Source organism: Pseudanabaena sp. CCNP1317, from assembly GCF_034931345.1.
GTDB classification, from domain to species: Bacteria; Cyanobacteriota; Cyanobacteriia; order Pseudanabaenales; family Pseudanabaenaceae; genus Pseudanabaena; species Pseudanabaena galeata.
Genome location: NZ_JAYGIF010000011.1, coordinates 48,660 through 65,675, shown reverse-complemented (window position 1 = coordinate 65,675; position 17,016 = coordinate 48,660). Strand labels below are relative to the sequence as shown.

The window sequence follows — 17,016 nt, the reverse complement described above, 5'->3', positions numbered from 1 at the left end:
AGGCTTGCTTGTAGTTTGGGTTTTCTATCAATCCCCTTTGTGTGGGCGTGTAGTATCTGGCTGACAGAACAGCAAAGAAATGCCCAATACCTAGAGGAAAAAATAGCTTTCCAGCAACGCCAAGAACAATTACAAGTAGAACAGGAGCAACTGCAACAGGAGATTGATCGCCTCCGAGAACGAGCAGGACTGGTCAAAATCGGAACTACAAATACCCAACCGACTGAAAATAGTGAGATGGGAATCCCGAAATCTGCCGTTAATCTCCAGAATAATTCCCAAGAACAAAGCAATAGTCGAAAGGGGCAGGGGGGATCCAGCAGCCCCGATCACCTGATGCGAACCAACCAACGCCGTCTTAATTCCCTTTGGAGTCAGATTCGGGATTTAAATCCTTCCCTAGAGGCAACCCTAAACCGAGAAGAAACAATTCCCCAAGGCATGCCCATGCAGGGAAAAAATCTAGTGATAACTTCCTTATTTGGCAATCGTCTTAATCCCTTTGGCTATGGTACAGAGGCACATAATGGGATAGACTTTGTGGATGCGTACGGGAGTCCAGTTTATGCCACTGCTTCCGGGTTAGTCACTTCTGCGGGAATAGAAGGTGGCTATGGTCTAGTCGTGGTAATTAATCATAATTATGGCTACAGCACTCTGTACGCCCACCTCTCTGGGGTGGCAGTAAAACCTGAGACCCTAGTGAAGCGGGGGCAGTTGATTGGCTATCTAGGCAACAGTGGCAGATCCACTGGTCCCCACCTCCACTACAGTATTTATCAGGGTGAAAAATTGATCGATCCCCGACAATACTTAAAATTAACCGATGTGGAATTCCAAAAATTAAGTAATCTCAAGGAACCTTAAGGATTCGTGTATGTTCTTTAACCGCCCAAAGTCTGGCAGCAATACCATGAACTACCTCGCCAAGGGGACAGAAGTTCGTGGTTCGATTAGGAGCGAAGGTAGCCTCCGCATTGATGGCAGTGTTTACGGTAATGTAGATGTTTTAGGAGATCTAGAAATAGCCCCTACGGGCAGAATTGAAGGCGAAGAAGTGCGTGCAAATAACCTCATTAGCCAAGGGATAATCAAGGCACAGATTCAGGCAACCGCAAAAGTCACCCTGACTGCCACTGCCAAAGTTGAAGGGGATGTAGTGGCGAGTGCGATCGATATTGCTGCAGGAGCTGCTTTTATCGGGCATTTAGTTACTAAAGACAACAAAGTCCTCACTGGTTTAAGCAAGCAACCCCAACTGGTGGGGATTCCCAAGCAATCTCTCTAAATCAGAACTAAGAATTTTTGCAACTGGGAAGAATAAATGAAGGCATTGGTTATCTAAGGGACTTGCGAGAAAATAAGATACTAATCCAGATTATCGAGAAATCATTGGGGCGGGTTTGCTGCCCTACTAATTATTATTTGGTATGGTACTTTATTAAGTCGCAAGTCCCTAATCGGGAAGAGGTGATGAAGTATCTATTTCATACTAATAAATAAAGACAGAAATACTGCGATTATGTTTTAAATTTCCATTGCTATGTATAAGCAGACGCAGTTTTTAGGTTTTTAATTATGCCGAGTTACTTATTAAAATTGCTTCTAAAATTTGGGCAATAACTGAACCTAAAATAGCAACCGTTAGATATTTGCCAATCATTGGATTTTTACCAAAGGAATCATCTTTTTTACAGCCTGTCAAGAAAAGAGACCATGCTTGGGTCGCATTGATAGATTGAAACTTATTAAAATTAGATGTGAAAATTAAACGCATGGACGTTACCTGATCTACGCAGAGCGCTATAGACTGAATATATCATGAAACTTGTAACAAAATTTAATATACAGTAAATTAGATGCATTGCGCTTTATTTACTTATAGACCTGCATACCATTCATAGCCCAAATCTTCCCAATAACCGCGTTTTTCACCTAGCTTGCTCGTAAGCTGAATTCTCGTAACCCATTTACTTAGCTTATAGCCAAGCTTGACAGGTGAGGCAAGACGCAATGGCGCACCATATGCTGGTGTTAAAGGCTGTCCATTCTTTTGATAAGCCATTAAGGTTTGGGGATGCATCACCGAGTCAATATCCCAACTTTCGTAATAACCATCGGCTGAATAGAAATATACGTATTTGACTTGATCTGACGGCTTAGCGATCGCTATTAAATCTCTTAACCGCACACCGCCCCACTGCACGATCGCCGCCCAGCCTTCAACGCACACATGACGGATAACCATGCTCGTAAAGGGTATTTTTTGGAGATCTCCCATGCTTAGACTCAAGGGATTATTTACTTCTCCGTCAATCGTGAGGCGATAAGCCAGAGGGTTAATTACTGGTGTACCACGGAAACTATTAATGATTAATTTATCTGGCTCGATCGCACTAATCGGGAATTCTGGGACTGGCTGCTGAGGCTGAAAGATCAGTGATTCAACCCGCTGATTTAATGGCTCTGATAAACTACCCACTAAACCCTCAGCAAGGCTACCAAATCCAATTGCCAGCAACCCTGCGCCTCCTAGTGTCAAAAAGCGGCGGCGTGGGACTAAATCTGTTTCATCCAACTCAAGCTCTGAGTTTGGTAATTTTTGTTCAGGTTCTTGTGACATAACTTAAATATAACAAAGGCGGCGCTTCGCGCCGCCTTTACTTACTCCCAAAACATTGAATCTAGCAGGCGATCGCCACCCACTTTTCGCCCCAATTGGGAATGAATACCTCCCAAAATCAGGGTGATCGGTACTGCCATAAAGTGTGTAATTCGCAACGCATCCCAACCACCAAAACTATCCACGATCCAATAGAACTGGGCTGGCTTATACATGCCGATCCCCGTAAAAATCGATAACAATAAAATCGGAATTAGCAAGGTGTAGATCAATCGATGCCAAGCATAGTTTTTGCGCTTGATATTTTGGCTAACTACTAAGGCTTTAACATCTTTGGTACTGGCATATCGATGTCGCCACCGTTTGCTTAGCAAGACATAGACTCCATACCACAGAAGATTTAATGCAAATATCCACATTGCGGCAAAGTGCCAATGTCGGCCACCTGCTAACCATCCCCCTAGTCCTAAAATTGCGGGAATGTGAAAACCACCTCGTCCACCAAATACAGGATTTGCGTTATAAATCTGTAAGCCACTGGTAATCATTAAAAATAAACTGACCAGACTTACCCAATGAAAAACTTTGGCGAGTAAATCTTGTTTAGGTTTGAGCATCTGCTCTTGAATTGGCGATCGCATGAACATTCCGATAGAGTTTTGCTTAGATCTTAGTCCAACTTCTCGCAGCCTCAAGCAACAAAAAAGAGGTGACGCAAAGCGTCACCTCTTTTTTGTTTAAATACTACTGAGGCTTCTTGGTTTCTTCAGCAGGCTTAGCCGTTGGATCGGCAGCGGGCTTAGCAGCGTCAGGCTGGGCTGTTGGGTCAGCAGGCTTAGCATCAGTTGCATCAGCAGGCTTAGCATCAGTTGCAGCCTTGTCTTTAGCAGCATCGGTAGCAGCAGGCTTAGCATCAGTTGCAGCCTTGTCTTTAGCAGCATCGGTAGCAGCAGGAGCGGATGTAGCATCAGCAGGCTTAGCATCAGTTGTAGCTTTGTCTTTAGCAGCATCGGTAGCAGCAGGAGCGGATGTAGCGGCTGGGGTAGCTGTAGGAGTTGTAGGGGTTTCTGTAGCGCAAGAAACTAATCCAGCAGATAGGCTAAGGCTAGCAATGATCAAAAGAGCTTTGAGATTCATAGTTGTTGGATTTTGTCTTTTTGGTAAAGGTTTTGTTTGTATTTAAGTTAGTAACTATCCGTGTTTTTGTGGAGGAGCTTGCGTATAATTACTCACTGCGTTAATTCTAGGTTAAGTTATGGTTAATTAATAGCTTAATTTTTGTAAATTTGTAATTTTTATAACTTATTTATAACTCGAACTATGTAAAAGCCCGACAGGGTAAGGAAATGCTTAAAAATGTACCTATAAGAATTTTTGAACAATTAGTCCAAGGCGATCGCCTATCTAGCATTGATCATGATTTATTACTGAATGAATCAAGAAAAAATAACTGCTTTGGTTGGCTGAGTCTTAATGATCCTAAGCTAAACCTGAGTTTAAAAGTAATTCACGAAATAATTGATCAGCGATCGCAACTTTTACGATTAGTTTATCCAAAAATTTTAGAAACTCTGGCGCTGCACAATGTCCAAATCGATCCCCCATCGGCAACTCTGCCACTGCTCTGGCATTATTGGCTGCCCCTCGCTCAAAGCCTAGTCAATCAGCAACAAAAAATCGCTAGACCATTTATTCAAGGATTACTGGGTGGTCAAGGTACTGGCAAAACTACATTGGGTATAGTGCTAAATATTTTGCTGCCATATCTCGGCAAAACATTTTTAAGCATTTCCCTTGATGACTTGTATAAGACCCATGTAGATCGACAAAAACTGCGCGATCTCCGCCCCGATCTGATTTGGCGTGGTCCCCCTAGCACCCATGATATTGATTTGGGCATTCAAGTTTTGCAGCAATTGCGTGATCGCAATCCAGATCATCCTCAACCGATCGCCATTCCCCGCTTTGATAAATCGCTACACAATGGTGCAGGCGATCGCACTGAGCCAGAAATTTCCGATGGTGCGGATATTGTTTTGTTTGAGGGTTGGTTTGTGGGAATGCATCCCCTACCAATTTCGGCTTTTCGTAATTTTGTACCGCCAATTTTGTCAGAAAGCGATCGCGAATTTGCTCTCGAATGTAACGCTAATCTCTACAACTATCTGCCACTCTGGGAATATCTCGATAGCTTGATCGTGCTTGTCCCTGAAGATTACCAATACAGTCTGCAATGGCGGCTTGCCGCCGAGCATAACCTCATTGATGCTGGCAAATCAGGGATGAGTGACGCAGAAATCACCAAATTTGTTGAATATTTTTGGAAAGCGCTACATCCTGAACTATTTATGCCCCGCATCATTGATCGGGATTACCCTGCCTCCTGTGCTGATCTGGTGGTCGAAATATCGCGATCGCATTTACCAACAAGGATTTATAGCTAAAAACCCATTGATAGAGTTGTGGAGCTTTGCGCCGCAACTCTATCAATGGGTTTTTACGAAGCGATGCCATTGCTTTTTGGGTTTTATCGCAATCAATCGGAGGGAATAGTTTATTATGATGTTACAAATAAAATAAATCGACTGATTTAACGATTCTGAAAATAGTATTTTCTCATATTACTTTAAGTATTTTGAGTGATTACTCAAGTCAGGATCAATTATCATAAATTAAAATTAAGAATCGTTAAGATCTTACTCACTACATAGATTAAGGAACATTTGCAATGGGATTACCCTGGTATCGAGTGCATACAGTTCTCCTGAACGATCCAGGAAGACTGATTGCCACGCACCTGATGCACACTGCTCTCGTAGCAGGGTGGGCAGGCTCGATGGCACTTTATGAGTTAGCAATTTTTGACCCCAGTGACCCCGTCCTCAACCCCATGTGGCGGCAAGGTATGTTCGTAATGCCCTTTATGACCCGTCTTGGCATTACTAATTCTTGGAGCGGCTGGACAATTACTGGCGAACAAGTTGTTGACCCCGGTTTTTGGTCTTTTGAAGGTGTTGCACTCGCACACATCGTACTTTCTGGTTTACTCTTCCTTGCTGCGATTTGGCATTGGGTTAACTGGGATTTGGAACTATTTAGAGATCCTCGGACAGGCGAGCCTGCTCTAGACTTGCCTAAGATGTTTGGCATTCACCTATTTTTATCTGGTTTACTCTGTTTTGGCTTTGGAGCTTTCCACCAAACAGGGCTTTTTGGTCCTGGTATGTGGGTATCCGATGCCTATGGCTTGACTGGTCACGTTGCACCTGTCGCGCCTGAATGGGGTCCTAACGGATTTAACCCATTTAATGCTGGCGGTATTGTGGCTCACCACATTGCTGCGGGTATCGTGGGTATCGTCGCTGGTCTATTCCACTTGACCGTGCGTCCACCAGAGCGTTTGTACAAAGCGCTGCGTATGGGTAACATCGAAACCGTACTATCTAGCAGTATTGCGGCTGTATTTTTTGCGGCTTTCGTTGTTGCTGGAACCATGTGGTACGGCTCGGCAGCAACCCCCATCGAATTGTTTGGTCCTACCCGCTATCAGTGGGATACAAACTCTTTCCAACAAGAAATTTCCCGCCGTGTTCAAACTGGTCTAAATGCTGGTTTGAATGCTGAAGAAGCTTGGTCAAAAATTCCTGACAAACTTGCTTTCTACGACTACGTTGGTAACAGTCCTGCGAAGGGTGGTTTGTTCCGCGTTGGTCCGATGAACAATGGCGATGGTATTGCTCAAGGTTGGCAAGGACATCCAATTTTCAAGGATGGTGAAGGTCGTGAACTTAGTGTTCGCCGTTTGCCTAACTTCTTTGAAACTTTCCCTGTCGTTTTACAAGACCAAGATGGTGTTGTTCGTGCGGACATTCCTTTCCGTCGTGCTGAATCCAAGTACAGTGTTGAGCAAACTGGCGTAACTGTATCTTTTGTTGGCGGCGAGTTGAATGGTAAATCTTTTGCCGATGCTCCAAGCGTTAAGAAGTATGCTCGTCAAGCTCAGCTAGGCGAAATCTTTGAATTCGATCAAGAAAAGAATCACTCTGACGGTGTGTTCCGTACTAGCCCTCGTGGTTGGTTTACTTTCGGACATGCAGTATTTGCTTTGTTCTTCTTCTTCGGTCACATTTGGCATGGCGCTCGTACCTTGTTCCGCGATGTGTTTGCTGGGGTTGACCCAGAACTCAGCGAAGAGCAAGTTGAATGGGGTGCTTTCCAAAAAGTTGGCGACAAAACTACTCGCGCTGTTGAGGCATAGTATCTAATGGAAGCTCTCACTTACACTTTTATTTTCGCTTGTTTGATTGGTTTGTTCTTCTTTGCAATCTTCTTCCGTGAACCTCCTAAGGTTATCTCTAACTCTAAAGATAAGAAGTAAATAAAAAAGCCCGCCTAGGCGGGCTTTTTTATTTAGAAGTTACTAAAATAAGCTTTATACCAAAAGACAAAATGGCTACGCCATTTTGTCTTTTTAAAACCCACTAAAGAGTTGCGGCGCGAAGCGCCGCAACTCTTTACACATTGATGGCTATAGCTATACAAACAAAAACTTCATCTATGGAAGGTCAACACCCAAAACTCATCGTATTTTCCCAGCATGGTATGAGTGACGGTAATTATTCTATGGAGACTTTAGCTAAAAAAGTTGCTCCCCCAGACTCTAAAATCATTGCCCCTTATCTAGGCTCTTTGCCATCCTTTGTACCAGATAGATTTAAGTTCTCGATTGAAACGCATTTTGCGATCGCCCCGCTTATTCAAAAAGTGGCTAACTTCGCTGAACAAACGTTTCAAGATTATCCTGATATACCTGCGCGGATCATTGCCACATCACTCGGCGGAGTCATTTGGGTAGAAGTCCTATCTCGCCATCCTGAATGGTGGACTCGTATTGAATCTTTAATCCTTTTAGGCTCTCCCATTGGTGGTGCAGATGTTGCCAAAATTCTGAGTGCTTGGGGATTGAGGATTGGCATGGCTAAACATCTTAGTGAAGATAGACGATACTTAGCCGAAAAGATTGCGGCGGTAATTCCGACATTAGTTGTCGCAGGACATGTCATCGGCGGCTGGGATTTGATGGTTACGATTGAGTCCACGAAAATAAAACATGCTCATTTTGTTTGCTTGAATGGAGTAAATCACTCCGATCTGCGGACTCATCCTAGAGTGGTTCAGACAATTCAAAAGTTTTGGGCAAAGCCTCAAAACCCTTTGCCTTTGTAAATCTAAACGTGAGTTCGATATAGCCATTTTCGTCGTGCTTCGCACGACGAAAGCAAAAAATGGTAAGAATCGCTAAGCGATTCTTACCATTTTTTGCTTTCGTCGAACCGACTTTAACATCAGTTAAATTAATCGCAGAAACTTTTTCTTGCCAACTTGCAAAACCTTACCAGCGAGTTCTTCGATATTGATAAAGGTGCGATCGCCTAATTTCTCGCCATCAAGTTTCACCGCACCATTTTTGATTTGGCTTTGGGCTTCGCTATTGCTTTTGCAGAGTCCTGAGGCCTTAACCAAATAATGCAATGGCGCAGGGAAATTGATTTGGGATAAGTCAAATTCGGGAATATCACCAAGGTCAGTAGTATTGCCAGCGAGAACAATTTGTTCAGCATCCTGTTGGGCTTGTCGCGCTACTTCAGGACTGTGGTACTGACCAACGATCGCTAAAGCTAGTTGTTTTTGCTTTTCGCGAGGATTTTCGGGGAGAGTTGCGAGATCAATATCAGTGAGTAACTCAAAGTACTTATCCACAAGAGCATCGGGGACTTTTTCGAGTTTGGAATACATTGAAAGTGGTTCGTCGGTAATTCCCACATAGTTACCGAGAGATTTAGACATTTTTTGTACGCCATCTAAGCCCACTAGCAAGGGCAGCAACAATCCAAACTGAGCAGGTTTGCCTTGGCGATTTGGATCTTTTAGTTGCAGATCGCGTCCAACCAGAACATTAAACTTTTGATCAGTACCACCTAGCTCCACATCGGAGTCGATTGCTACGGAGTCATAACCCTGTAAAAGTGGGTAGAGAAATTCATGCAAGTAAATAGGATTCCCCTTTTCGTAGCGATCGCTAAATCCTTCTTTGGCCAGCATTTGCCCCACGGTCATACTTGCCTGCAAGTTAATAATTTGCTGCAAATCAAGTTTATTGAGCCATTCACCATTACGACGCAACTCGAAGCGATCGCTGGAAAAGTCGAGAATTTTTTTGGCTTGCTCAAGATAGGTTTCGGCATTGTAAGCAACTTCTTCAGGTGTGAGACGGGGACGCGCCTCTGAGCGACCTGTGGGATCACCGATTTGGGCAGTGAAGTCACCAATGATTAAGACTGCTTTATGTCCAGCATCTTGGAATTGACGCAGTTTTCGCAGGGCAACGGTATGTCCGAGATGCAAGTCGGGACGGGTGGGATCGATACCTAGTTTGATGCGAAGGGGGTGATCGCTCTTTTGGATGCGATCGCGCAAGTTGTCAGATTCGCTATTAGGAAATATTTCGACAACGCCTCTTTCTAAAAGGGTCGCTAAATTGGGTTGGCTTTGAGACATTCTAAAAAGTTACTTAAAATTTTTGTTAACTATAAATTTGTGAAATCACAAGGTTTTAATCATACTACGCTAAAGGTTTGAGGCTTTTAAAGCTTCTAACTCCGCGATCGATAAACCAGTAATTTGACAAATCGTGCGATCGTCTACTAAGTTCAACATTTTCTTAGCAAGCTCAACTGTATTTTGCTGGATGCCTTGTTGGATACCTTGCTGAATGCCTTGTTGAATACCTTGCTGAATGCCTTGCTGAAGACCATCCTTGACAGCCTTAGTGATCGCACCACGTTGATCTTGAATAAATATCTCACTTTTTTCTTGATCTTCTAATTCATCAAGGGTGAGATTTGCCTGATTAGCAATATAAAAAGCTTTTTTAATTTCGGGAACTGCCCCTATGACTTCAGGAACTTCAGACAGAGATCGCGCTTGATTAAGAAAATAAAGCCACTTATCAACAATATTTTTTAGCTCTGGCAACTGCTTTTTAAACTTTGGCAATTCTACAAAGATTAGTTCAATGTCATAAATGGGGTAGTCGATGAGATAGTCTTTTTCTTTAAGAATAAATCTTGAGATGACGTTACCAAGTTCGGAGAACATCATAAAATCGGTAATTGTCAGGGCTATGACAGGATTAAGAAGATTATAGCTTTGGGCTGAGGTAAGTTGCGTGGAATAGGACTTAGCAGCATTGTACAAAATCCGCTTTTCAAAGCCTTCCACGTTTAAGACTTGCATCTCTATGATCACGGTGCGATCGCTACCATCAGCTTCTTTAATTCTGGCTTTGATATCGAGATAGGTATCCTTAACGCCGCGAATTTTTGGGGCTAGATAAGGATTAAGGATTTCTAAATCTTGAATGACGGGTTGCTCTTCATAAATTAGGGCATTCAGAAAACTAATCAAAATATCTTTGCTATCTTCAGAGCCGAAGATTTTTTTGAAAGCAAAATCTATTTTAGGGTTAATGAAGATCATGGCAAATTACCGTTACACAACATTATGAGCCTTTAGCCTATGGTATCAAATTGGCGAGAATGTAGCTGAGCATAACGTCCTGCTTTTTGCAGAAGTTCATCGTGGGTTCCTGATTCGACAATTTGACCTTGTTCTAAAACGATGATGCGATCGCTGTTTCTAATCGTCGCCAAGCGGTGAGCGATGATAAATACAGTACGTCCATTCATTAAGCGTTGTAATGCTTCTTGGACAAGGCTTTCTGATTCCGCATCTAGTGCAGAAGTTGCTTCATCGAGAATCAGGATTTTGGGATTATGGAGAACTGCCCTAGCGATGGAAATGCGTTGACGCTGACCACCAGAGAGATTAACTCCCCGTTCTCCTACCCAAGTATCATAACCTTGGGGAAGTTCCATAATAAAGTCATGGGCATTGGCAATTCTGGCAGCTTGTTCCACAGATTCAGTATCGTAATCCTTCTGTCCAAAGGCAATATTAGAAGCAACGGTTCCAGAGAAGAGAATATTCTCTTGGGGAACGAGGGCTAGTTGTTGGCGGAGACTTTTGATTTGGACATCACGAATATCGTAGCCATCAATTAAGATTTTGCCAGTCTTGACATCATTGAAGCGCATTAATAGATTCATCAGCGTTGATTTCCCTGCCCCTGATGCACCAACTAGGGCGATCGCTTCGCCTTTATTTGCCACGAGGTTAATATCTGTGAGAACAGGGCGATCGTTTTGATAATGGAAGCCGACGTTAATATATTCGACTTTGCCTGTGACTTCAGGCAGAGCGATCGCGTTAGGCTTCTCCGTAACAACGGGTTGAATCTCGAAAATCTCGAAAATGCGATCAACAGAAGCTTCGGCTTGCTTGATTTCGTTATAGCTTCCAGTGGTATTTGCGATCGGGTCAATTAATAGTGCAACCCCTGCACCAAAGGCAACAAACTGTTCGGGAAGTAACCATTTATTAGAAATTAGCCAACCTCCCAATAAAAACAAGAAGCAAATTCCTGCGGCTTCCAAAAAGCCAATTACAGGATATTGAATGGCGCGAACGCGATCGGCGGCATATTTGCGACGGCTATTTTGTTCTGATTCTTGTTTGAAACGCTCGACTTCGTAGGATTCTGTGGCAAAGGCACGGACGAGACGAATCCCGCTAAAAATTTCTGATAGTAAGGCGGCGAGATTGGAAACCTGATCTTGACTGCGACGGCTGAGGCTCAACATGCGATCGCCAAACCATGCAATTAACAAGGCAATTAGGGGCGCAACGGCAAGCGTAGTCAGGGTTAAAATCCAGTTCAAATAAATCATGTACGCCAGTACAAAAATCAATTGCAATACTGACGGAATGAATTGATGGAAAAACTTGCCGATGACTTCACCAATGCGATCGATATCTTCAGTCAATCGATAGGATAAATCGCCAGTTCTCGACTCTGCGAAATAGTCAAGATCAAGGGTTTGCAAATGGGAGTACACATCCACACGCAAATCTCTCGCCGCATTCAGCGCCGCTTGAGCCATCATTGAGTCCTGTCCGTACTGCCCCAAGCCCCGAAATACAAACATAACTACGGTGAAAATAGCGATCTGAATAATCGCATTGACATCCCCCTTGCCTAACGCTTGAGCAACTCGCCCTAAAAGTTCAGCAAGCAGAGGCATTGTACCGATAAAGACTAACGTGCATAAAAATGCTTTAGCTATGAGAAAACGTTGGGGATAGACGTAATCTCGCATCTGCCAGTAGGAAGAGCGCTTTGAAGATTTCCCTAAAGATCGTTGTTTCAAACTCGTAGCTCAAATGTTTGCAATTCACCAAAGATAAGTTTCTCACTTTATCGCACCAACTCGCACCAACTCGCCGCGATCGCATTGCCTATCATCGCTAAGGAATGAAAATTAATTAAAACCAAAATTTGTTGTGGCGGGCTTCGCCCGCCACAACAAATTTTGGTTTTAATTACACAACAACTACAGTAATTTGAGCTTGCTCAATAGTATAAATTATGCGATATCGCTGTCCAACCGCACGGACGCTGTAATAACCATCTAGTTCACCTAGCAATGGTTTACCTTGTATTTCAGGAGATTCTGCGAGTTTATCAATGCGATCGCTAATTTTTTGACGAATGCGGCGATCGTTAATCGCTAGCAATAATTTGAAGGCTGTAGGCTGAATGACGATGCGGTACATTTAGAGGTCTAAGTCCCGTTTAGCAGATTCCCAATCGAGACCTTGTACTGATTGAGCCTCAGTAATCCCTTGGCGTAAGTTAACCATAAGGCTAGAGTCTCCCAAAATTTCTAAGGTTTCGAGAATGGATTCGTAATGTTGCCATGTCATCACAGCTAAAACAGGCTTACCTCGGCGGGTAATAGCCAATGTTCCACCTTCTTTAACTAGTTTTTCAGGTAATGAAGTTAGTTCATGCCTTGCTTCGGTAATGGGAAGGTTGGATAGCATTGTTTTTAGAGATCATCTGTACATCTAAGTGTACATCTAAAATTTAGTCTGTGGGAATGAGGGCGAAGCTATTGGCAAATTGGTCAAATGCTGTGGGATTTGGGCTATTAGAAGCATTTTGAGCATCAGGTTGGTAATAGCTGACTGTGTAGATGAATTTATTGGCTTCCAGAGTTAATACTTTGACTTTCCAGCTTGTGGAATTACTAGATGCAGCATCAGTCTCACCTCTAAATTTTTGGGTGAATTCCTTTTTCGAGCCAGACTTTGCCCCTTTGACTTTTGGATCAAAAGGAACTTCTTTTAAATCTGTGATGTTCTCAGCACTAGTAGAGGCGATCGCCTTATCAATTGGTTGTCTCGATATCACCGTATAGATTTGCTGTTTTTGTTGTAGTTGTTTCACTAAGTCATTTTTGTCTAGCCCCTTAGCAATATCTCGACTAGGCGTAAAAATTACCGTACTTGCACCAGAAGTTTCTAAACCGAGATCGATCGCTTGCCAATCGGCAGGATAGCGGAGGGTATAACCTGTACCTGTGTATTTTCCTGTTGTTTCGGGTTTAGCATCCTCAGAGCCACAAATCTCAATTTTGCTAGCATCTTGATTGGTCTGCAAGGTGTAGCGCATATCTTCAGCAATTAGTTTGATTTCCAATCCTTCTTGAGTCGGAGCCGAGGTTTGACATAAATCGCTAATATTTGCTAGCTGCGGTTTTTGAGACTCTGCCACGATCGCTACATTGGGCGACAGATTAAGCTGCGATCGCAAATAACTAATTGCTTTTTCAGTAGTTGGATTTGTCGTTGGTGGGGGAGAACTGGGTGAAGTATTTTGCTGACAGCTAACTATCCCAATCGCGATCGCGACAATTCCGATATAGGTTTGAAACTTTGGCATAACATAAAACGATATATCGCCACTATCTTAACTAAATGGACATCAAAACACTCGTATTTCCTGCGATCGCCACGATCGGCGCATTGCTCGTTTACTTTGGCTTAGGTATCGGTGTGGGCGTAGCGCGAGTTAAATACAAAATTATGCCGCCCCAAACTACAGGCAATGAAGACTTTGAGCGAGTCTATCGCGCTCACCAAAATACATTGGAGCAAATTGTAATTTTTCTGCCTGCCCTATGGCTATTCAGTATTTTTGTGAACCCAAATGTGGGGGCAATTTTAGGTGCTGTGTGGATTGTGGGACGCATCGCCTATGCATGGGGATACTATATTGAAGCCAGCAAACGCGCCGCAGGAAATGCGATCGCTTCTTTAGCAACCCTTGCTCTCATTTTTGGCACACTTTTTAACCTTGTCCGTGGATTATTTTTTGAGCAGTAATGAAGAGTCGCGTGAAACGCGACTCTTCATTACTTAGGCAATCGTTATCAGACAAGGGGCTTAAGCCCCTTGTTCCTATTGATGGATGGATAGAAAGAGTCTATAGGTGTCATAATCATTTGCGTATAAATACTCAGCGAAACTAACAATATCTATATGTCTAAACTTGTCGCGATCGCCGCGAGCTTATACTTTGTTACCCTTGCTTATTTCGGATTTGTCCCTGCTGCTTCGGCACATACACTCAACTATTCTCTAAATTCTGCGATCGCAACACCTATGGCAATTTTTTCTTTTTCTGGCACACGTCCTACAAATATCGGTGTAACCGATGGCAAACTCCTTGCTTGTCCCGATTCTCCCAACTGTGTCTCTAGCCAAAGCACCGACGCAGAACATAAGATCGCACCTTTAACTTACACAGGCGAACCTGCTAAGGCGTTAGCCGATCTTAAGGCGGTAATTGGAAATATGCCCCGCACCAAAATTATTACCGCCGAAGGTAACTATATTTACGCTGAATTTACTAGTGCTTTCATGGGTTATGTCGATGATGTTGAGTTTTACCTCAATACTGACAAAGGTATTATTGAGGTACGTTCAGCTTCTCGTCTAGGTAAGTCGGATCTTGGAGTCAACCGCGATCGCGTTGAAGCCATTCGCGCTCAAATGGCTTAATACAAAACAAAATGGCATAGCCATTTTGTTTTTAAACTTACTGGGTTTAGTTCTTAATTCACAAAAGTGTTGTAAAAAAGCAAAGAGAATGAAGGTGCAAAGCGCCATCATTCTCTTTGCTTTTTTAGCGACTTAAGAAAAATTCTGTTAGAGCTTTGACCGCTGGGGACAAAATAACAACGGCGGCGGCGCTGATAAGTCCAAATGCTAAGTTAACTAACTGAACCGATGACTTTTGATAGGCATCAATTCTAATATTTGCTTCTTTGATATCAAAATCAAGCTTGTCAAATTTCTTATCAAATTCTTTAAATCTTTTGTCAATTTCTTCAAAACTGCGTAATACTTGCTGTTGAAAATCTTCTTGTGACATTATTTTTCCTTGGTTATCAGCATTGATACAATTATCATCGATCTAGACCAGTCTTGCCTTGCGGCTCGTTTGCTTTGGCAGGAATGGCTCCTTAATTTCTCATGATTCATTTAGAATTGCTATACCGCAAATAAACAATGCATATTACTCAATCGATACCATTGAGATTTATGATTGATATTGATAAAAAACCGTTATTTGATTATTTAACTAGCTTATTTACAAGCTCAAGGAAATCTTATGGGAATCGCAGTTGGTTTGGTTGAGGTACTGGGGCATCCTCCCGCACTTTCCGTCGCTGACACAATGGTCAAAGCCGCTAATGTAACTTTTGTGGGCTACGAAAAAGTAAGCGGCGCTCGCCTAACCATTATCATCCGTGGACCAGTTGGCGATGTCCAAAAAGCTGTCGCCGCAGGGGTGGAAGCAGCTAAACAAATTGAAGTCTTGAGTTCCAAAGACAAAGCTCTATTTTTGTCGGCTACTGTAATTCCCCGTCCCCATGCCAATGTCGAAGTGATCACCAAGACTATGCAATTTAGTGAAGCTATGGAGCAATTCCGTTAACAAGGAAAAGGGAAAAAGGAAAAAGGAAAAATATATTTAAAGAATGAAAATTCTGGTTTTGCATGGACCCAACCTCAATATGCTTGGCTTGCGGGAGCCAGAGGTATATGGAAGCACCACATTAGCGCAAATTAACGATCGCCTAACTAAAGATGCAATGGAGTTAGGCGCAGAATTGAGCTTTTTGCAATCAAATCATGAGGGTGTGCTGATTGATAAAATTCATGCTGCTTTTCAGGTACAGCAAGGAATCTTAATCAATCCTGGTGGGCTTACGCATACGAGCGTGGCGCTTAGAGATGCGATCGCCTCGGTGAATATTCCGACGGTAGAGGTGCATCTTAGCAATATCCATAAACGCGAGGAATTTCGCCATCATTCATTTATTGCGCCGATCGCGATCGGGCAGATTTGTGGGTTTGGCGCTGAGAGCTATCGTTTAGGCTTACGTGCATTAGTTGCTTATTTAGATAACTAGAGCAATTGCTAATCAAACCCCATCTCAGTAAAGGTTTTCTCCGTACCATATAGCAATTACCGATCAAACGAACCACAAGAAAAAAATTGAAAGCGTTGCTTCGCAACGCTTTCAATTTTTTTCTTGTGGTTCGTTTGAGTGCAAATTAAAAGTGTTTATCTGTGTATTTCCTGTCCCTGACTGATCGACATTGATTTACTTCCCAATGCTAATAGTGTCTCTTGATTTTGACTGTTTCTGCAAGGTCTCAACCTGAGCCGCTAATTCCTTGTTACTTGCCAAAAGTAATCTCACCTCATCCAACAACTTCACCACATCAGGATCATCAGCGATCGCCTCAAAATCAATTACCGCCTGCTGAGGCTCGAAATCTGCACCCACGTTAATAGCTTTCACGATCTGTGTGTTGAGGTAGTTCAGTTTAATCTTCTAGCCACAAGAAAAGCCCCGCAATGCGGGGCTTTTCTTTAATCTTTAGTGATATTACCAGTTCTGACCCAACCTTCTTCTTTTGTACTTTCGTTTCTGACATATACCCATTCACGATCTGGGGTTTCTCTAATTACAGCAACTCTGGTATTAAAGTCTGCACCACCAACATTACGCGCAGACTGATTGGGATCAGATCGAAATACTAGACCAATACTAGCGTTAACTTTACCTTGATATTTAGCCTCATTCTCTTTGGGCTTAGCTTTAACCGTTGGCTGAGGCATTGGCTGCACCTTAATAGCAGCGATCGGCGATTTTGGTGCAGGTACAGCTTTGAGATCATTAGTAAAAACAGGTCTTTGCGGACTCTTTCGGTAAGGCAAAATGATGTAATACCAGCCAACCGTCACTATTGAGGCAATTAGTCCCAGACTAAACGCTAAACTTACACTAGATTTTGCCGTTTCTGGAAATCTCATTATCAAATCACTAGCTAACCAAAATGGATGATTGGTT

Annotated in this window: 23 protein-coding genes; 10 read left to right on the top strand and 13 right to left on the bottom strand. The window is 42.9% G+C overall.

The window, feature by feature from the left end:
• The first annotated feature begins 39 nt into the window (after nucleotides 1-39).
• Both VB775_RS06160 and VB775_RS06155 read left to right on the top strand, forming a co-directional pair.
• A complete protein-coding gene (locus VB775_RS06160) occupies nucleotides 40-867 on the top strand; it encodes a M23 family metallopeptidase (RefSeq protein WP_281006423.1) in 828 nt (275 codons plus the stop codon).
• 46 nt (nucleotides 868-913) lie between these two features.
• Nucleotides 914-1,288, top strand: a complete 375-nt coding sequence (locus tag VB775_RS06155) for a bactofilin family protein (protein ID WP_281006424.1) — start codon at nucleotides 914-916, stop codon at nucleotides 1,286-1,288.
• A 288-nt stretch (nucleotides 1,289-1,576) separates the two neighbouring features.
• On the opposite strand, the gene VB775_RS06150 is transcribed toward VB775_RS06155, so the two are convergent.
• The 4 genes from VB775_RS06150 to VB775_RS06135 form a co-directional block, all read right to left on the bottom strand.
• A complete protein-coding gene (locus VB775_RS06150; RefSeq protein ID WP_281006425.1) occupies nucleotides 1,577-1,777 on the bottom strand; it encodes a hypothetical protein in 201 nt (66 codons plus the stop codon).
• A gap of 102 nt (nucleotides 1,778-1,879) precedes the next feature.
• The gene (locus tag VB775_RS06145; protein ID WP_281006426.1) at nucleotides 1,880-2,623 is read right to left on the bottom strand and encodes a molybdopterin-dependent oxidoreductase; all 744 of its coding nucleotides are present in this window, start codon (nucleotides 2,621-2,623) and stop codon (nucleotides 1,880-1,882) included.
• Between the two features lie 41 nt (nucleotides 2,624-2,664).
• Nucleotides 2,665-3,264: a cytochrome b/b6 domain-containing protein gene (locus VB775_RS06140; RefSeq protein WP_281006427.1), complete on the bottom strand. Its 600-nt coding sequence runs from the start codon at nucleotides 3,262-3,264 to the stop codon at nucleotides 2,665-2,667.
• Nucleotides 3,265-3,367: 103 nt separating this feature from the next.
• Nucleotides 3,368-3,760: a hypothetical protein gene (locus tag VB775_RS06135; RefSeq protein ID WP_281006428.1), complete on the bottom strand. Its 393-nt coding sequence runs from the start codon at nucleotides 3,758-3,760 to the stop codon at nucleotides 3,368-3,370.
• 209 nt (nucleotides 3,761-3,969) lie between these two features.
• On the opposite strand from VB775_RS06135, the gene VB775_RS06130 reads away from it, so the two are divergent.
• From VB775_RS06130 to VB775_RS06115, 4 genes are all read left to right on the top strand, one after another.
• On the top strand, nucleotides 3,970-5,067 hold the full coding sequence (locus VB775_RS06130; RefSeq protein ID WP_281006429.1) for a glycerate kinase: 1,098 nt from the start codon (nucleotides 3,970-3,972) through the stop codon (nucleotides 5,065-5,067).
• Between the two features lie 284 nt (nucleotides 5,068-5,351).
• Complete coding sequence (psbB, locus tag VB775_RS06125) at nucleotides 5,352-6,881, top strand: photosystem II chlorophyll-binding protein CP47 (RefSeq protein WP_281006430.1); 1,530 nt, start codon at nucleotides 5,352-5,354, stop codon at nucleotides 6,879-6,881.
• A gap of 6 nt (nucleotides 6,882-6,887) precedes the next feature.
• A complete protein-coding gene (locus tag VB775_RS06120) occupies nucleotides 6,888-7,001 on the top strand; it encodes a photosystem II reaction center protein T (protein ID WP_094531873.1) in 114 nt (37 codons plus the stop codon).
• Nucleotides 7,002-7,180: 179 nt separating this feature from the next.
• Nucleotides 7,181-7,849: an alpha/beta fold hydrolase gene (locus VB775_RS06115; protein WP_281006431.1), complete on the top strand. Its 669-nt coding sequence runs from the start codon at nucleotides 7,181-7,183 to the stop codon at nucleotides 7,847-7,849.
• 123 nt (nucleotides 7,850-7,972) lie between these two features.
• On the opposite strand, the gene tyrS is transcribed toward VB775_RS06115, so the two are convergent.
• From tyrS to VB775_RS06085, 6 genes are all read right to left on the bottom strand, one after another.
• The gene (gene tyrS / locus VB775_RS06110; protein ID WP_281006432.1) at nucleotides 7,973-9,181 is read right to left on the bottom strand and encodes a tyrosine--tRNA ligase; all 1,209 of its coding nucleotides are present in this window, start codon (nucleotides 9,179-9,181) and stop codon (nucleotides 7,973-7,975) included.
• 69 nt (nucleotides 9,182-9,250) lie between these two features.
• Entirely contained in the window at nucleotides 9,251-10,162 is a 912-nt protein-coding gene (locus VB775_RS06105) for an Rpn family recombination-promoting nuclease/putative transposase (RefSeq protein ID WP_281006433.1), read from the bottom strand.
• Nucleotides 10,163-10,194: 32 nt separating this feature from the next.
• Nucleotides 10,195-11,901, bottom strand: a complete 1,707-nt coding sequence (locus VB775_RS06100; RefSeq protein ID WP_281009432.1) for an ABC transporter ATP-binding protein — start codon at nucleotides 11,899-11,901, stop codon at nucleotides 10,195-10,197.
• A 223-nt stretch (nucleotides 11,902-12,124) separates the two neighbouring features.
• Complete coding sequence (locus VB775_RS06095; protein WP_281006434.1) at nucleotides 12,125-12,358, bottom strand: type II toxin-antitoxin system RelE family toxin; 234 nt, start codon at nucleotides 12,356-12,358, stop codon at nucleotides 12,125-12,127.
• The gene (locus VB775_RS06090; RefSeq protein WP_281006435.1) at nucleotides 12,359-12,628 is read right to left on the bottom strand and encodes a type II toxin-antitoxin system Phd/YefM family antitoxin; all 270 of its coding nucleotides are present in this window, start codon (nucleotides 12,626-12,628) and stop codon (nucleotides 12,359-12,361) included.
• Nucleotides 12,629-12,671: 43 nt separating this feature from the next.
• Complete coding sequence (locus tag VB775_RS06085) at nucleotides 12,672-13,529, bottom strand: hypothetical protein (RefSeq protein ID WP_281006436.1); 858 nt, start codon at nucleotides 13,527-13,529, stop codon at nucleotides 12,672-12,674.
• A 35-nt stretch (nucleotides 13,530-13,564) separates the two neighbouring features.
• Here VB775_RS06085 and VB775_RS06080 point away from each other — a divergent pair, with 35 nt between their 5' ends.
• Together VB775_RS06080 and VB775_RS06075 are read left to right on the top strand one after the other, a co-directional pair.
• Nucleotides 13,565-13,972 carry an MAPEG family protein gene (locus tag VB775_RS06080; protein ID WP_281006437.1) on the top strand — a complete coding sequence of 136 codons (408 nt, stop codon included), beginning with the start codon at nucleotides 13,565-13,567 and terminating at the stop codon, nucleotides 13,970-13,972.
• Between the two features lie 156 nt (nucleotides 13,973-14,128).
• Nucleotides 14,129-14,650 (top strand): DUF1499 domain-containing protein, encoded by a 522-nt coding sequence (locus tag VB775_RS06075; RefSeq protein WP_281006438.1) that lies wholly within the window; start codon nucleotides 14,129-14,131, stop codon nucleotides 14,648-14,650.
• Between the two features lie 124 nt (nucleotides 14,651-14,774).
• Here VB775_RS06075 and VB775_RS06070 read toward each other — a convergent pair whose 3' ends face one another.
• Complete coding sequence (locus VB775_RS06070) at nucleotides 14,775-15,023, bottom strand: hypothetical protein (RefSeq protein WP_281006439.1); 249 nt, start codon at nucleotides 15,021-15,023, stop codon at nucleotides 14,775-14,777.
• Nucleotides 15,024-15,263: 240 nt separating this feature from the next.
• Between VB775_RS06070 and VB775_RS06065 the strand changes: the two genes are divergently transcribed.
• On the top strand, nucleotides 15,264-15,590 hold the full coding sequence (locus VB775_RS06065) for a BMC domain-containing protein (protein WP_281006440.1): 327 nt from the start codon (nucleotides 15,264-15,266) through the stop codon (nucleotides 15,588-15,590).
• Between the two features lie 43 nt (nucleotides 15,591-15,633).
• Nucleotides 15,634-16,068 (top strand): type II 3-dehydroquinate dehydratase, encoded by a 435-nt coding sequence (gene aroQ, locus VB775_RS06060; RefSeq protein WP_281006441.1) that lies wholly within the window; start codon nucleotides 15,634-15,636, stop codon nucleotides 16,066-16,068.
• A 195-nt stretch (nucleotides 16,069-16,263) separates the two neighbouring features.
• Here the strand turns inward: aroQ and VB775_RS06055 are convergent, their stop codons facing one another.
• Nucleotides 16,264-16,464 carry a hypothetical protein gene (locus tag VB775_RS06055; RefSeq protein ID WP_281006442.1) on the bottom strand — a complete coding sequence of 67 codons (201 nt, stop codon included), beginning with the start codon at nucleotides 16,462-16,464 and terminating at the stop codon, nucleotides 16,264-16,266.
• A 71-nt stretch (nucleotides 16,465-16,535) separates the two neighbouring features.
• A complete protein-coding gene (locus VB775_RS06050) occupies nucleotides 16,536-16,979 on the bottom strand; it encodes an SH3 domain-containing protein (protein ID WP_281006443.1) in 444 nt (147 codons plus the stop codon).
• Between the last annotated feature and the right edge of the window lie 37 nt (nucleotides 16,980-17,016).

Coding starts and splice junctions, on each gene's coding strand:
- VB775_RS06095 (WP_281006434.1), bottom strand. CDS start 12,358: ATGTACCGCATCGTCATTCAGCCTACAGCCTTCAAATTATTGCTAGCG.
- VB775_RS06105 (WP_281006433.1), bottom strand. CDS start 10,162: ATGATCTTCATTAACCCTAAAATAGATTTTGCTTTCAAAAAAATCTTC.
- VB775_RS06135 (WP_281006428.1), bottom strand. CDS start 3,760: ATGAATCTCAAAGCTCTTTTGATCATTGCTAGCCTTAGCCTATCTGCT.
- VB775_RS06155 (WP_281006424.1), top strand. CDS start 914: ATGAACTACCTCGCCAAGGGGACAGAAGTTCGTGGTTCGATTAGGAGC.
- VB775_RS06090 (WP_281006435.1), bottom strand. CDS start 12,628: ATGCTATCCAACCTTCCCATTACCGAAGCAAGGCATGAACTAACTTCA.
- VB775_RS06150 (WP_281006425.1), bottom strand. CDS start 1,777: ATGCGTTTAATTTTCACATCTAATTTTAATAAGTTTCAATCTATCAAT.
- VB775_RS06085 (WP_281006436.1), bottom strand. CDS start 13,529: ATGCCAAAGTTTCAAACCTATATCGGAATTGTCGCGATCGCGATTGGG.
- VB775_RS06130 (WP_281006429.1), top strand. CDS start 3,970: ATGCTTAAAAATGTACCTATAAGAATTTTTGAACAATTAGTCCAAGGC.
- psbB (WP_281006430.1), top strand. CDS start 5,352: ATGGGATTACCCTGGTATCGAGTGCATACAGTTCTCCTGAACGATCCA.
- VB775_RS06080 (WP_281006437.1), top strand. CDS start 13,565: ATGGACATCAAAACACTCGTATTTCCTGCGATCGCCACGATCGGCGCA.
- VB775_RS06100 (WP_281009432.1), bottom strand. CDS start 11,901: ATGCGAGATTACGTCTATCCCCAACGTTTTCTCATAGCTAAAGCATTT.
- VB775_RS06145 (WP_281006426.1), bottom strand. CDS start 2,623: ATGTCACAAGAACCTGAACAAAAATTACCAAACTCAGAGCTTGAGTTG.
- VB775_RS06070 (WP_281006439.1), bottom strand. CDS start 15,023: ATGTCACAAGAAGATTTTCAACAGCAAGTATTACGCAGTTTTGAAGAA.
- VB775_RS06140 (WP_281006427.1), bottom strand. CDS start 3,264: ATGCGATCGCCAATTCAAGAGCAGATGCTCAAACCTAAACAAGATTTA.
- VB775_RS06115 (WP_281006431.1), top strand. CDS start 7,181: ATGGAAGGTCAACACCCAAAACTCATCGTATTTTCCCAGCATGGTATG.
- VB775_RS06065 (WP_281006440.1), top strand. CDS start 15,264: ATGGGAATCGCAGTTGGTTTGGTTGAGGTACTGGGGCATCCTCCCGCA.
- VB775_RS06075 (WP_281006438.1), top strand. CDS start 14,129: ATGTCTAAACTTGTCGCGATCGCCGCGAGCTTATACTTTGTTACCCTT.
- tyrS (WP_281006432.1), bottom strand. CDS start 9,181: ATGTCTCAAAGCCAACCCAATTTAGCGACCCTTTTAGAAAGAGGCGTT.
- aroQ (WP_281006441.1), top strand. CDS start 15,634: ATGAAAATTCTGGTTTTGCATGGACCCAACCTCAATATGCTTGGCTTG.
- VB775_RS06120 (WP_094531873.1), top strand. CDS start 6,888: ATGGAAGCTCTCACTTACACTTTTATTTTCGCTTGTTTGATTGGTTTG.
- VB775_RS06050 (WP_281006443.1), bottom strand. CDS start 16,979: ATGAGATTTCCAGAAACGGCAAAATCTAGTGTAAGTTTAGCGTTTAGT.